Genomic DNA, 13,860 nt, shown 5'->3' on the forward strand with positions numbered 1-13,860 from the left:
GTCGAGCACACTCTCGCCAGGCGGGATCGAGTCTCGCTCAAGCGCGGCTCGGGGTCGGTGGGGGACGCCGGCGGGTGCAGCGGTCCTCAAGGGGTCCGCGACTGGCCGGGAGCACGGTGAGTGAGATGCCCCGGCGCGCGATCGGAGCCGGGGAACGGCCGGACGGGAGCCATGAGCCGATGCGTGTTCTGTTCGTCACTTGGTCGGTCAGCGGGCATTTCAAGCCGCTCGTCCCGATGGCGTGGGCGCTGCGCTGCGCCGGTCACGAGGTGCTGGTGGCCTCCCATCCGTCGTTCATGGGAACGGTCACCGAGGCGGGGCTGCCCGGGCTGCCGGTCGGCCCGGAGGTCGACATCCGGGCCGAGATCCGCGCGAACATCACCGCCGGGAGCAGGCGGGCGGAGACCGACGCCGAACGCGCCGCCCGGCAGCAGCGCAGCCGGGCCCTGCGCCCGATGGTCGCGAGCGCCGCGGCGATGGCGGGCGACCTGCTCGACCACGCCCGCCGGTGGCGGCCCGACCTGGTCGTGTACGAGCCGCTGGGGTTCGCGGGGCCGCTGGTCGCCCGCGCGCTGGGCGTCCCGGCCGTCCGGCACATCTGGGCCACCGACTTCACCGCGGGCATGCCCGGGATCGAGCGGGAGCATCTCGGCGAGCTGTTCGAGCGGTACGGCGTGAGCTCGATCGGCGCGGTCGGCGACCTCACCCTCGACCCCTGCCCGCCGAGCCTGCAGATCGACGACGAGCTGCCGCGCCGGGCCGTGCGCTGCGTGCCCTACACCGGGCCGGCGGTGCTGCCCGCCTGGCTGCGCGACCGGCCGCGACGCCGACGGGTCTGCGTCACCTGGGGGAACTCGGCGGTCGAGGTCGGCCCCGCGGACACCTTCCTCGCCCCGCGCGTGGTCGCCGGACTCGGCGGGCTGGACGCCGAGGTGGTGGTGGCCGCGAACGCCGCGCAGCGCGACCGGTTCACCGACGTGCCCGCGAACGTCGCGCACATCGGCCCGGTGCCGCTCGGCCTGCTGCTGCCGACCTGCGACGCGGTGATCCACCCGGCCGGGGGCGGCACCGTGATGGCGGCCGTGCTGGCGGGCCTGCCGCAGCTCACCATCCCCTTCATGCCCGACACGAGCCTCAACGCCCGGCGGGTCGCCGAGGCCGGCGCGGGGCTGAACATCTGGGCCGAGGAGCTCACCGCCGGCGCGGTGGCCGCGCGGAGCGTGGCGGACGCCGCCACGCGGCTGCTCGACGACCCGGCCTTCGGCGCGTCCGCGGCCCGGCTGCGGGACGAGGCGCTGGCGATGCCCACCCCGGCCGAGGCGGTCCCGGTCCTGGAGCGGCTCGCGGCCGGCGCCCCGGCCGCTCCGGACCGCGGCGCCCGGGCCGGAGCGGGATCGGCGGGCGCGCGGTGAGGTCGGACACGCGCGGGACGTCCCTCCGGGAGGTCCGGGACTGGTTCGCCGACCGGGCCGCCCGCAGCCCGCTGGCCGTGCGGCGGGTTCCCTTCGCGGAGCTGACGGACTGGTCCTTCGACCGGCGGACCGGCAACCTCGTCCACGACAGCGGCCGGTTCTTCTCGATCGAGGGCGCCCGCGTCCGGGACGACTCGCATCCCGCGCGCCGCTGGTCCCAGCCGATGATCGTGCAGCCGGAGATCGGCATCCTCGGCCTCCTGCTCCGCCGGATCGGCGGCGAACCGCACTGCCTGATGCAGGCCAAGGCGGAGCCGGGCAACGTCAACGGCCTGCAGCTGTCGCCCACCGTCCAGGCGACCCGCAGCAACTACACGCGGGTGCACAGCGGCAGGGCCACCCGCTACCTGGAGTACTTCGTCCGGCCCTCGCCGGGCCGGATCGCCGTCGACGCGCTCCAGTCCGAACAGGGCACCTGGTTCTACCGCAAACGGAACCGGAACATGGTCGTCGAGGTCGACGAGGACGTGCCCGCCCACGACGGGTTCCGCTGGCTGCCGCTGTCCGGGATCTGGGATCTGCTCCAGGTGGACGACCTGGTGAACATGGACGCCAGGACCGTGCTGTCGGCGCTCGGCCGCCCGGCGGGCGCGCCCGCCGGGCCCGGCACCGAGTTCGGCGCGGCCCTCGCCCGGTCGGCGGCGGGCGAGGGCGAGGTCCACACCACGGGCGAGGTCGTCAGCTGGTTCACCGACGCCAAGGCGCGGCGCGAGCTGCGGGCCTGCCGGATCGCGCTGAACGAGGTGTCGGGATGGCACCGGCTGCCCGACCGGATCGCGCACGAGAGCGGCAAGTACTTCAGTGTGGTCGCGGTCCGGGTCGAGGCCGCCGGGCGCGAGGTGACCCGCTGGACCCAGCCGCTGATCGAGCCGTGCGCCCAGGGCATCGTCGCGTTCCTGGTCCGGCGCTTCGAGGGCGTCCCGCAGCTGCTCATGCGGGCGGCCTGCGAACCCGGCTACCTCGACATGGTCGAGATGGGGCCGACCGTCCAGTGCACCGAGTCCAACTACCGGGACCTGCCGGAGTACGAGCGGCCGCCGTTCCTCGACCACGTGCTCGCCGCGCCGCCCGAGCGCGTCCGCTACGAGGCCGTGCTGTCGGAGGAGGGCGGGCGGTTCCGCCACGCCCGCAACCGCTACCTGGTGGTGGAGGCCGGCGACGACTTCCCCGCCGAGGTCTCCGACGACTACTGCTGGATGTCGCTGCGGCAGTGCCAGGCCCTGCTGGCGCACAGCCACTACCTCAACATCGAGGCGCGCAGCCTGCTGGCCTGCATCCACTCGCTGACCGCGGGAGGACCGACATGACGATGAAGGCCCTGGTCCTCGCGGGAGGAACGGGAACCAGGCTGCGGCCCTTCAGCCACTCCCTGGCCAAGCAGCTCATCCCGGTGGCGAACAGGCCCGTGCTGTTCTACGGGCTGGAGGCCCTCGCCGCCACCGGTGTCCAGGAGGTCGGGATCGTCGTGGGGGAGCGCGGCGAGCAGATCCGGGAGGCGGTCGGGGACGGGTCGGCCTTCGGCCTGCGGATCACCTGCATCCCGCAGGAGCGGCCCGCCGGGCTCGCCCACTGCGTGCTGATCGCCGAAGACTTCCTGGGCGAGGACGACTTCGTGCTGTACCTCGGCGACAACGTCTTCCTGCCCGGCATCCGGGAGCTGACCGACGCGTACGCCGCGGTGCGCCCGGACGCGATGATCACCGTGCAGAAGGTCGCGGATCCCGCGGAGTACGGCGTGGCGGTCAACGGCCCGGACGGCCGGGTGCGGCGGCTGGTCGAGAAGTCGCGGGAGCCGGTCGGCGACCTCGCGGTGGCGGGCGCCTACGTGTTCTCGCCCGCCGTGCACCGCGCGGTGCGCGCGATCCGGCCGAGCGCCCGCGGCGAGCTGGAGATCACCGACGCCCTGCAGTGGATGGTCGACCGGGGCCTGCGGGTCCAGGCCCACCGGCACGAGGGCTACTGGAAGGACGCCGGCCGGGTCGCCGACCTGCTGGACTGCAACCGCGCCCTCCTCGGCGCGCTCGAACCCCGGATCGCCGGCGCGGTGGACGCCCGCAGCCGCGTCGGCGGCCCCGTCGTCGTCGAGGCCGGCGCGCGGATCGTCCGGTCGCGGCTGACCGGCCCGCTGATCGTCGGGGCGGGAGCCGTGGTGCGCGACAGCGTGGTCGGCCCGCACACCGCGATCGGCGCGGGCTGCCTGGTGGACGGCAGCGGCGTGGCGGACTCGGTGCTGCTGGACGGCGCGCGGCTGAGCGGGGTGCGAGGGCTGCGGCACTCGCTGGTCGGCCGGGACGCCCGGCTGAGCTCGGCGCCCGGCCCGCACCGCCTGGTGGTCGGCGACGACGGCCGGGTGGTGATCGGCACATGAGCCCGCCGGGCGGTGGACGCCGCGTGGTCGTCGGCGCGGCCGGGTTCATCGGAGCGCGGCTGCTCGACCGGCTGGCCCGCGAGGACCGGACGGTCGGCGCGGTGACCCGGGGCACGCCGCTGGTCACCGCGCGCGGCCCGCACCCCGACGTCCGCGACGCCGAGATCGTCTACTACCTCGCGACCAGCGTGAACCCCGCGATCGCCGAGGACCGTCCCGATCTGGTCGCCGCGGACCGGGCCGCGTTCGAGCGGCTGCTGGACGCCCTGGCCGGCTTCCGGCGACCGCCGCTGGTCGTGCTGACCGGGTCGGGCGGCGCGGTGTACGACCCGGACGTGCCCCCGCCCTACGACGAGCGGACGACGACGCGTCCGCGCTCGGCCTACGGCAGGGCCAAGCTCGAACTGGAGTCGGCCCTGCGCGCCCGCGCGCCCGCCGTCCCCGGCCTGGTGCTGCGGCTCGGCAACGTCTACGGGCCCGGGCAGCGCACCGGCACCGGCCAGGGGGTCCTCGCGCACTGGCTGCGGTCGATCGCCGATCGCCGCCCGCTGCGGATCTACGGGGACACGGCCGCGCTGCGGGACTACGTGTACGTGGACGATGTGGTCGACGCGCTGGTCGCGCTCCGCCCGGACGCGACGCCGGCCCCGGTGCTGAACATCGGCTCGGGGGAGGGCGTGTCGCTCCAGACGCTGCTCGAGGTGATCCGCTCGGTCGTCGGCGCGGAACTCGTCCTCGAGACGCGGCCCGCCCGCGCCTTCGACCGGCGCGACGTCGCGCTCGACATCCGGCTCGCCGCATCCGAACTGGGCTGGCGGCCGCGCACCACACTGGCCGAAGGGGTGGCGCTCACCTGGCGTGAGCTGGCGGCCCGGGTCGCCACCGGAGCGAATCGGGGATCGGAGTGAGCATGCGCATCCTGGTGACGGGCGGCTCGGGGTTCATCGGCAGCCGCGTCGTCGCGGAACTGCTGACCGCCGGCCACGAGGTCCGGGTCCTGGACCGGCGGCTCCCGGACGCCTCCGGCAGGGCCCGCCCGCCGTGGACGGACGTCGACTTCCGGCACGCCGACGTCGCGGACGGGTCCGCCGTGGCGAGCGCGCTGAGCGGCGTCGACCTGGTCTGCCACCAGGCGGCGATGGTCGGCCGGGGCCAGGAGATCCTGGACGCCCCCGCCTTCGCGCACAGCAACGACCTCGGGACCGGCGTACTCGTGGCGGCCATGACCCGGACCGGGCCGGAGCGGCTGGTACTGGCCAGTTCGGTGGTCCTGTACGGCGACTGCCGCTACTCCTGTCCCGAGCACGGCCGGGTCAGGCCGCTCCGGCGGGCCGCCGCCGACCTGGACGCCGGCCGGTTCGAGCCGCGCTGCCCCTCATGCGCCCTGGAGCTGGTCGCCTCGGCGGTCGAAGAGGACGACCTGCCGGACCCGCCGAGGAACGTGTACGCCGTCACCAAGCTCGCTCAGGAGCTGCTGGTCTCGGCCTGGGCGCGGGAGACCGGTGGTGTCGCGGTGGCCCTGCGCTATCACAACGTCTACGGGCCCGCGATGCCCTACGACAGCCCGTACTCCGGTGTGGCGGCGGTGTTCCGGACCGCAGTGGAACAGGGCGTTCCGGCGCGCGTGTACGAGGACGGGCTACCGCGAAGGGACTTCGTGCACGTGCGGGACGTGGCGGCGGCCAACGTCGCCGCCCTCTCCTGGGAGGAGCCGGGGTTCCACCCGTTCAACATCGCGTCCGGCGAGCCGCGCGGCATCCACGAGCTCGCGCTGGCGCTCAGCCGGGCCGGCGGAGGCCCGGCACCGACCGTCACGGGTGAGTACCGGATCGGCGACGTGCGGCACATCTTCGCGTCCCCGGCGAAGGCGGCCCGCGAGCTGGGCTGGCGGGCCGCCGTCGACTTCCGGACGGGGATCGAGGAGTTCGCCGCCGCCCCGATGCGCCCGCCCGCCGGGTGACCGCCCGCCAGGTGACCGCCCGTCCGCCGGGTGGCCGCCCGTCCGCCGGGTGGCCGCCCGCCAGGTGACCGCCCGTCCGCCGGGTGGCCGCCCGTCCGCCGGGTGACCGCCGGGGCGCGGTCACCAGCACCAGGCCTCGGGGGCGGGACCGCCGTTGCCGACCGGGGGGAACAGGGCGTCCAGCCGCTCCAGCACGGCGTCCGACAGCCGCAGGTCCAGGGCGGCGACCGCCTCCTCCAGGTGTTCGGCGGTCCGGGGGCCGATGACCGGGGCGGTCACGCCCGGCCGCGACAGCACCCAGGCGAGCCCGACCCGCGCGGGGTCCTCGCCGAGCTCCGCGCAGAGGTCCTCGTACTCGGCCACCTCCGAGGCGAGCGTGCGCAGCGCCACGGTGGCACGTCCCTGCGCGCTCTTCACCGCCGTGCCTTGGCGCTGCTTGGCCAGCACCCCGCCGAGCAGGCCGCCGTGCAGCGGCGACCAGACGAGCACGCCGAGGCCGTAGGCCTGCGCCGCCGGGATCACCTCCATCTCCACGTGCCGCGTCACCAGGTTGTAGACGCACTGCTCCGAGACGAGCCCGAGGAACCCGCGCCGCGCGGCCGCCTCCTGCGCCGCGCTCAGGTGCCAGCCCGCGAAGTTGGACGAGCCCGCGTACCGGATCTTCCCCTGCGCCGTCAGCACCTCCATCGCCTGCCAGACCTCGTCCCAGGGCGCGCTCCGGTCCACGTGGTGCATCTGGTAGAGGTCGATCCAGTCGGTGCGCATGCGTCGCAGGGAGTCCTCGCAGCCCGCGATGATGTGCCGCGCGGACAGCCCCCCGTTGTTCGGCCAGGATTCCATCTCGCTGAAGACCTTGGTCCCCAGCACCACCTTCTCCCGGCGCCCGCCGCCCCGGGCGAACCAGGACCCGAGGATCTCCTCGGTGTGCCCGCGGTGGATCTGCCAGCCGTAGTTGTCGGCGGTGTCGAAGAGGTTGACGCCGTGGTCGAGCGCCCGGTCCATGAGCGCGTGGCTGCCGTCGCGGTCGACCCTCGGGCCGAAGTTCAGCGTGCCCAGGCACAGTCGGCTGACCCGCAGGGCGGTGCGGCCCAGGGTGGTGTACTCCATGACGGCGAGGATGGCAGGCGCCGCTTGACCGCGACTCGATCGCGGGTCCAGCCGCGCGGCCCATCCTGGAGCTCCTGGCACGACGCGTCGCGGGGAGGCCGATGATGTCCGCTCACGCCGTGGCGGTGCTCGGCGGTGCCGGGTTCGTCGGCCGCCACGTGTCCGCGGCGTTCGCCGCCGAGGGCTGGGACGTGCTGGTCGTCGGGCGCGCCCGGCCGCCCGCGGAGCGCGGGGCGTCCTTCGCGGCGCTGGACCTGGCGGGGTGCCGGCCCGCGGAGATCGCGGGCGTGCTCGCCGCGCACCGCCCGGAGGTGGTCGTCAACGCGGTCGGCGCGAACTGGAACGTCACGCGGTACCAGATGCGCCGCGCCAACACCGACGCGACGCGGAACACGCTCGCCGCGCTCGCCCTGCTGCCCGCCCGCCCCCGGCTCGTCCATCTGGGCTCGGTCCTGGAGTTCGGTCCGCTGCCCGAAGGGACGGTCCTCCGCGAGGACCGCGCGGCGCGTCCGGCGGGCCCCGCGGGACGGACGAAGCTGGCCGCGACCCGGGCCGTGCGACGCGCCTTCCGGAGCGGCGTCGTCACGGGCGCGGTGCTGCGGCTGCCCAACGTCGTGGGACCGGGCGCGCCCGCCGCCAGCCTGGCGGGCGCCGTCGCCGCCGAGCTGGCCGCCGCGCGCGCACGAGGCCTTCCGGCCGTCCTCGAACTGGGGCCGCTGGCCGACCGGCGCGACTACCTGGACGTGCGCGACGTCGCCGGGGCCGTGCTGGCGGCGGCCCGCGTCCCGGCCGCGGCGATCGCCGACGGCCCGGCCCTGAACCTCGGCAGCGGGCGGGCGGTGCCGGTGGGCGCCCTGGTCGACCTGCTCGTGGAGATCAGCGGAGTCCCGGCGACGGTCGCGGCGGCGGGACGGCGGCAGCCGGCGGACGCAAGGGCGGGGCGGGCCCAGCCGCGGGACGCGGCCTCCTGGATCAGGGTGGACGCCTCCCGGGCGCGGGCCGTGCTCGGCTGGCGGCCACGGCGGTCGCTCCGCGACTCGCTGCACGACCTCTGGCTCGAGTTCGGCGAGGGAGACGAACATGCGCGTGCAATTCAACATCGCGAACTGGACGGGTGACTACCTCTGCATGATCCCGCTCGGCTGGGCCCTCCAGGCCGCCGGGCACGAGGTCAGGGTGCTCTGCCCGGCGCGGCAGTCGGACACCGTCCGCGTGGCGGGCCTCACACCGGTCCCGATCCTGAAGGGCGCGGACACCACCTTCATGCTCCGGTTCGGGCTGCTGATGAGGAGCCTGGAGGGGAGGCGGACGCTGCCGGACCTGCCGCTCCCGCTGAACCCGCTCGACGGCGAGCCGCTGGCGTCGCTCGCGGACTTCGACGTCCCGGCCGCCGTGCGCCGGCTCCGGACCGAGGCGGGGGCGGCGATGCTCCACGACAACGACGTCACCGTGGAGTTCGCCGAGGCGTGGCGGCCGTCCCTGGTCGTCCACGACATGATGGCCTCGGAAGGGGCCCTGGCGGCGCGGCTGCTGGGGGTCCCGGCGGTCTACTGCTCTCCCGGCCTGTTCGGCACGGTGGACGACGAGATCGATCTGGGGCCCGCCGACCCGTCCCGCGCCTTCCCGCGGCACGGGCTGCCCGAGTGGGGCCGCGACCAGATCGAGTACGTCATCGACCCCTCGCCGGACGCCGTGGCCGCACGTTGCGGGAAGGCGGAGCGGATCCCGGTGCGGCACGTCCCCTACAACGGTTCGGGAGCCCTGCCGTCGGACGCGGCACGCGTGCTGGCGGAGCTGCGACCGGACTCGGGACGGCCCCGTGTCTGCCTGCTGTGGGGGCGCTCGGCGCCCAGCGCCTTCGGGGTACGGTTGCCGGTGCTGCGGTGGGCCGTCGACGCGGTCCTGGACGAGGGCGCCGATCTGACGCTCACCGCGGGCGCGGACCAGGTCGCGGCCCTCGGTGAGCTGCCCGACCGGGTCCGGGTGTACCGGGACTTCCCGCTTGACCCCCTGCTCGCCTCGGCGGACGCCCTCATCCACCACGGCAGCGCCAACCCGTTCATGGCCGCCGCGCTGAGGGGCGTCCCGCAGCTCTCGCTGTCGCTCACCGACGACCAGATCGTGATGGGGGACCGGTTCGCCGCCACCGGGGCCGCGGAGTCCCTGCCGGCGCTCGTCGCGTCCCGGGAGCGGATCCGCGCGGCGGTCCATGAGCTCGTCCGGGACGCCGCGCGGCGGGAGGCGGCCGAGCGGCTGCGCGCCGAGCAGCTCGCCCGCCGCCCACCGACGGCGCTGGTCACGGACCTGGAGCGGCTCGCCGCGGCCGGGGGCCCCGGCTGACAGTGGTAGCGGGGTGAGCGCTCCCGCACCCGGACCTCAGCCGTCGAGGAGCGCCACGGCACGGGTCCAGCCCGCGCCGGCGCCCGCGATCTTCACCGGCAGGCAGCTGACCGTGAAGCCGGTCGGCGCGGGCAGCTCGTCCAGGTGCGCCAGGTTCTCGATCTGGCAGTACTCGCGCCGCCGTCCGGCGAAGTGGGCGGGCCACAGCACGCCCCGGTCGCCGGTCCGCCGGAACTCGGCGATCATGTGGCCGAACGGGGCGTCCAGGCTGAACGCGTCGATCCCGATCACCCGGACGCCGAGGTCGAGCAGCAGGTCGACGGCCGCGCCGGACAGGCCGGTGAAGTCGGTGAAGTAGGCGGGCGTCCCGGCCAGCGCGTCGGCCCCGGTGCGGACCAGGACGATCTCGCCGGGGCCGGGCGCGTGCCCGATCCGCTCGAACCGCTCGGCCAGCCGGTCCGCGCCGACCGCGCCGACCGGCTCGTCCGAGACGTCCAGCAGGACGCCCGGACCGAGGAACCACTCCAGCGGCATCTGGTCGATGTGGCGCGGCACCCCGTAGTCCGCCCGCGTCCCGTAGTGCGAGGGCGCGTCGACATGGGTCCCGGTGTGGGTGGTCAGGGTCAGCGTGTCCAGCGACAGCAGCTCGCCGTCCGGCAGCACCGAGGGGTCGAAGTCGACGCCGTAGTGCTCGCGCATCCCGTCGGCCATGTGCCGCGCGCCCTCGGCGGGGGAGAGCACCCGGTGCTCGACCGGGTTGGCCTCCCAGGCGGCCGCGTCGACGCGCGCCGAAAGATCGATGATCTTCTGTGGCATGAGTTCCGTCTCCCTGTCGGTCACGCGAGCTCGAACGGCACGCCTCTCCCGGCCTCGGTCATCCGCCGGAAGGCCCACAGCAGCAGCGCGTGGTCCCAGCCGAACTGGCCGCGCTGGTCGTACAGGACGACCTGGCCGGGGTCGGTGCGGGCGGCGGCGGCTCCCGCGACCACCTCGGCGAGCGTGGCGTCCGCCTCGCCGGGCTCGCGGCCCGCGGCCGCGCCGGGCGGGCCGTGCGGCGGGTCCCAGCCGGACGGGCGGCCCTCGGGGCCGTCGAAGGTGGGCACCACCAGGCGGTCGGTCCGCAGCGGAAGCGGCATGATGGCGGTGACCAGCGCGCCCGGCGACGGCGGGTGGGCGGCGAGCAGGTCGCCGTGGCCGCCGTCGGTCACCGCGATCACGTCGGCGGCGGCGAGGGCGTCGGCGGGGTCGGCCACGGCCCGGCCGTGGACGGCCGTCGCCAGGCGCTCGCGGTGCTCGGGCGTCCGGCTGTGGATGTGGATCGTGTCGACGGCGGGCAGCGCCACGCGCAGCGCCCGGATGAGGTGTTCGGCCTGCCGTCCGGAGCCGAGGACGGTGACCGTGCGCGCGCCGGGCCGGGCCAGGTGCCGGGCCGCGACCGCCACCGGGGCGGCGGTGCGCCAGGCGTTCAGGTCGTCCGCCGCCAGCAGGCCCAGCAGCCGCCCGCCCGAGTCCAGCAGCAGGGCGGGGTGCCCGGCGGGCGGGGCGGCCGACCGGCCCGGATAGGCCCGTACGTAGCCGCCGCCGTCGGGAACGGTCTCCACCTGGACGTTCACCCGCTGGTCCCCGTCGTCGCCCGCCTCGCCGGACAGCGGCATGTGCAGCCACGCGAACCGGCCGGCGGCCGCGGTCAGCGCCCGCTCGACGACCCCGAACGACTCCTCGATCCAGTGCGGCTCGGTGAACAGCGGGCGCAGGGCGTCACGGTCGAGCAGCATCGGCACGGGAGCCTCCGGCGGACGGGGAGCGGTAGTCCGGACGCAGCCGGGAGCCGCTTCCGGTGACGACGTCGAAGTACTCGGCGGCGCTGGTCTCGAACCGCAGCGCCACGTGCCCGGCCGCGCAGTTGATGTCCCGCCACGCCCGCTGCAGCGCCTGCGACTCGGCCTGGCCGCGGGCGCCGCCCGCGCGGAACAGCCGGTCGACCGCGCTCGCGAGCAGGTTGATGGCGAGGGCGAAGTCGCGGGAGTTGCGGGCGGTCCGCAGGTCGGCGGGCTCGGCGCCCGGCGCGTCGGCGCCCGCGGCGGCCCTGCCGAGCAGCAGCCGCGCGGCGTCGATCTCGCCCGCCGAGTGGGCGAGCGCCATCTGGACGGTCAGCCGCTCGCGGGTCGCCCCGCCGGTGGTGTCCCGCTTCTCGGCGATCCACGCGCCCCAGGCCGTCAGCGCGCCCTGCGCCGCCCCCAGCGCGGGCGCCACGAACGACAGCCCGTTGACCGCCTTGAACGGGATGTTGTGGCAGGACGCCTCGGACGGCGACCCCTTCCCGGACCACAGGTCGTCGCCCGCGAACGCCCGGTGCTCGGGGACCTCGACGCCGGCCAGCACCAGCGTGTTGCTGCCGGTGCCGCGCATGCCGACGTTGAACCAGGTGTCGATCACCTTGTACTCGCGGCGCGGCACGGCGAAGTAGCGCAGCGCCCGGCCGTCCCCCTCGGGGGCGAGCGCGGCGACCAGCGCCCAGTCGGAGTGGTCGGCGCCGCTGGTGAAGGGCCACCGCCCGGTCAGCCGCCAGCCGCCGGCGGTCCGTTCCACCTGCCCGTTCGGGCTGATCGCGCCGACGATCAGGGTGTCGGGACCGCCCGCCCAGACCTCGCCCTGCCCGGCGAGCGGCAGGTGCGCCATCATCCGGCCGAGCGTGGCGTAGAGCGCGGCGCACCAGGCGGCCGACGCGCAGCCCTCGCCGACCACGCTGACGATGTCCAGGAAGTCGATGAAGCTGCCCTCGCGCCCGCCCCAGGTGCGCGGCACGAAGTGGGACGGGAACCCGGCCCCGACGATCGCGTCGACGACCGCCGGGGGCATCCGCCGTTCGGACTCGGCCCTCTCGGCGTGTTCGGCCGCCACGCGTCCGGCCTCGGCGACGGCGGGGGGCGTGGGACGGCCGTTGCGGCCTTCGGCGAGCATGCGCGGTTCCCTTCGGAGAACGGTGGGGCGGGGCGCGGCCTCGACCTGCTCGGTTCGCTCGACTCGCTCGACTCGCTCGGCCTCGCTCGGCTCGCTCAGCTCGCGACCGAGGCCGAGGCGATCGCGAACAGCGCGCCGACGGCGAGCAGCGTCCTGACGAGGTGCCAGTGCTGCCACGGCCGGCGCAGGTCGTACCAATCGGCCGGCAGGTTCGAGGCGTCCACCTGGCGGACGTGGCGTCGCAGCAGCGGCACGGCCGTGCTCAGCGACACCGCCGCCACGCCCACGAGCAGCGCGGCCCCGGCGGCGAAGAGCACGCTGCGGGAAGTGCTGTCGGCGGCGAACGTCAGGACGAGCGCGAGCACCGCCGAGAGGGCGACGAGGATGGGCATCAGCGGGTCGATACGGCGGTCGAGAAGCTGGTGGACCTCGACGTAGCGGTCCGCCGGGAGGGCCCGGAAGCACGGCACCAGCGCCACGGCCCCGATGACGAGGATTCCGGTGGCGGTGCCCGCTCCGACCAGGGCGAGAACCTCCAGCGTCCGCATCCACATGCCCGGCTCCTCTCGATGGCTGGCTTCAGCCTCTCCGAGGCCGGTCGAACCGGCCTCGGGCGTGGCTTGAGCGGGTGCGGCGCGGACGCCGGCGGCGTTGACGGCATGCCGCCGCTATGACAGCTTCCCTGCTATGCATCGGAGGCGAGTATGACTTTCCGCGGGGGTGCCTCGTGAGCGGGGCCGACGTCGAGCACGGGGTCGCCGGACAGGATGCGGCGCTGGAGCTCCTGGAGCCTCGGGGCGGGTTCCAGGCCGAGCTCGCCGATCAGCGTGCGGCGGAGCTGATGGAACACCTCCAGTGCCTGCGACCGGCGGCCCGACCGGTGCAGGGCGAGCATGAACTTGGCGTGCAGTTCCTCGTGTAGCGGGTGACGTGCGACCAGGGCCGTCAGTTCGCTCAGAATTTCGTGGTGGCGGCCCAGTCTCAGGCTCGCTTCAATGCGCAGTTCGAGCAGGGTGAGTCGCGATTCCTCGAGGCGCAGGATTTCCGCCTGGATGAGGCGGCCGGCGGCCACGTCGACGAGCGCCGGTCCTTTCCACAGATCGAGTGCTCCGCTGATGATCTGAATGGACTCGGTGTAATTCTCACGCTTGAACTCGAAGCGTCCTTCGCGGGCTTGCCTCTCGAACTCGAAGAGATCGAAGCGCATTCCCGGGGTGCGCAGCACATAACCGCTCTCCCGGGTGATGAGAATCTTGTCCGCGACCGTCTCGGCGGGGAGCCCGAGGACCGCCCGCAGGGCCCTGCGCAGCTGGAGGATGTAGGTCTGCAGGGTGGTCGAGGCGCTGCGCGGCGGGTGGTCGCCCCAGACCTCGGCCATCAGTGCGCTGGTCGGGACGATGGATTCCGCGTTCAGCAGGAGCAGGGTCAGCACCTTGCGGGGCTTGGGTGCCGTGACGGCGAGTCGGCGCCCCTCGTGGGAAAGGGCGAGGGGGCCCAGTACCTGGATTTCCACGTTGTCTCCGATGGCCTACGGTATCGAGGGCAGTTCGGGGGCCGGAGAAGGGGGTAGGGTTTGCTCGAAGATCGCAAACACGGAATTGATCGTATGAATACGTCTATTCCGATGTCAAGGGGTAATAATACGTAATTAC

Annotated in this window: 13 protein-coding genes; 7 read left to right on the forward strand and 6 right to left on the reverse strand. The window is 74.8% G+C overall.

Translation table 11 applies throughout. The features are described from left to right. Positions 1–179 precede the first annotated feature (179 nt). The 5 genes from ACFPCY_RS22820 to ACFPCY_RS22840 are packed head-to-tail and all read left to right on the forward strand — an operon-like array spanning position 180 to position 5,800. Positions 180–1,412, forward strand: a complete 1,233-nt coding sequence (locus tag ACFPCY_RS22820; RefSeq protein WP_378258247.1) for a nucleotide disphospho-sugar-binding domain-containing protein — start codon at positions 180–182, stop codon at positions 1,410–1,412. After that, the gene (locus ACFPCY_RS22825; RefSeq protein WP_378258249.1) at positions 1,409–2,779 is read left to right on the forward strand and encodes an NDP-hexose 2,3-dehydratase family protein; all 1,371 of its coding nucleotides are present in this window, start codon (positions 1,409–1,411) and stop codon (positions 2,777–2,779) included. Before ACFPCY_RS22820 ends, ACFPCY_RS22825 begins: the two co-directional genes overlap by 4 nt. After that, complete coding sequence (locus tag ACFPCY_RS22830) at positions 2,776–3,840, forward strand: glucose-1-phosphate thymidylyltransferase (RefSeq protein WP_378258251.1); 1,065 nt, start codon at positions 2,776–2,778, stop codon at positions 3,838–3,840. Before ACFPCY_RS22825 ends, ACFPCY_RS22830 begins: the two co-directional genes overlap by 4 nt. Next, positions 3,837–4,748, forward strand: coding sequence for an NAD-dependent epimerase/dehydratase family protein (locus ACFPCY_RS22835; RefSeq protein ID WP_378258253.1), 912 nt, complete (start codon positions 3,837–3,839; stop codon positions 4,746–4,748). Before ACFPCY_RS22830 ends, ACFPCY_RS22835 begins: the two co-directional genes overlap by 4 nt. Positions 4,749–4,750: 2 nt before the next feature. Further along, entirely contained in the window at positions 4,751–5,800 is a 1,050-nt protein-coding gene (locus ACFPCY_RS22840) for an NAD-dependent epimerase/dehydratase family protein (protein WP_378258255.1), read from the forward strand. Between the two features lie 120 nt (positions 5,801–5,920). On the opposite strand, the gene ACFPCY_RS22845 is transcribed toward ACFPCY_RS22840, so the two are convergent. Continuing rightward, complete coding sequence (locus ACFPCY_RS22845) at positions 5,921–6,907, reverse strand: aldo/keto reductase (protein ID WP_378258257.1); 987 nt, start codon at positions 6,905–6,907, stop codon at positions 5,921–5,923. A 104-nt stretch (positions 6,908–7,011) separates the two neighbouring features. On the opposite strand from ACFPCY_RS22845, the gene ACFPCY_RS22850 reads away from it, so the two are divergent. Together ACFPCY_RS22850 and ACFPCY_RS22855 are read left to right on the forward strand one after the other, a co-directional pair. Further along, on the forward strand, positions 7,012–8,025 hold the full coding sequence (locus ACFPCY_RS22850; protein WP_378258259.1) for an NAD-dependent epimerase/dehydratase family protein: 1,014 nt from the start codon (positions 7,012–7,014) through the stop codon (positions 8,023–8,025). Further along, positions 7,988–9,247 carry a nucleotide disphospho-sugar-binding domain-containing protein gene (locus tag ACFPCY_RS22855; protein ID WP_378258261.1) on the forward strand — a complete coding sequence of 420 codons (1,260 nt, stop codon included), beginning with the start codon at positions 7,988–7,990 and terminating at the stop codon, positions 9,245–9,247. Before ACFPCY_RS22850 ends, ACFPCY_RS22855 begins: the two co-directional genes overlap by 38 nt. A 36-nt stretch (positions 9,248–9,283) precedes the next feature. Here ACFPCY_RS22855 and ACFPCY_RS22860 read toward each other — a convergent pair whose 3' ends face one another. The 5 genes from ACFPCY_RS22860 to ACFPCY_RS22880 form a co-directional block, all read right to left on the reverse strand. Next, a complete protein-coding gene (locus ACFPCY_RS22860; RefSeq protein ID WP_378258263.1) occupies positions 9,284–10,063 on the reverse strand; it encodes a cyclase family protein in 780 nt (259 codons plus the stop codon). A 20-nt stretch (positions 10,064–10,083) separates the two neighbouring features. Further along, positions 10,084–11,022: a hypothetical protein gene (locus ACFPCY_RS22865; RefSeq protein ID WP_378258265.1), complete on the reverse strand. Its 939-nt coding sequence runs from the start codon at positions 11,020–11,022 to the stop codon at positions 10,084–10,086. After that, on the reverse strand, positions 11,006–12,208 hold the full coding sequence (locus ACFPCY_RS22870) for an acyl-CoA dehydrogenase family protein (protein ID WP_378258267.1): 1,203 nt from the start codon (positions 12,206–12,208) through the stop codon (positions 11,006–11,008). Before ACFPCY_RS22870 ends, ACFPCY_RS22865 begins: the two co-directional genes overlap by 17 nt. Positions 12,209–12,303: 95 nt before the next feature. After that, on the reverse strand, positions 12,304–12,762 hold the full coding sequence (locus ACFPCY_RS22875) for an anthrone oxygenase family protein (RefSeq protein ID WP_378258269.1): 459 nt from the start codon (positions 12,760–12,762) through the stop codon (positions 12,304–12,306). A 131-nt stretch (positions 12,763–12,893) separates the two neighbouring features. Continuing rightward, positions 12,894–13,721 carry an AfsR/SARP family transcriptional regulator gene (locus ACFPCY_RS22880; protein ID WP_378258271.1) on the reverse strand — a complete coding sequence of 276 codons (828 nt, stop codon included), beginning with the start codon at positions 13,719–13,721 and terminating at the stop codon, positions 12,894–12,896. Positions 13,722–13,860: the final 139 nt, after the last annotated feature.

The organism is Actinomadura gamaensis (genome assembly GCF_042652125.1).
Lineage (GTDB): Bacteria > Actinomycetota > Actinomycetes > Streptosporangiales > Streptosporangiaceae > Spirillospora > Spirillospora gamaensis.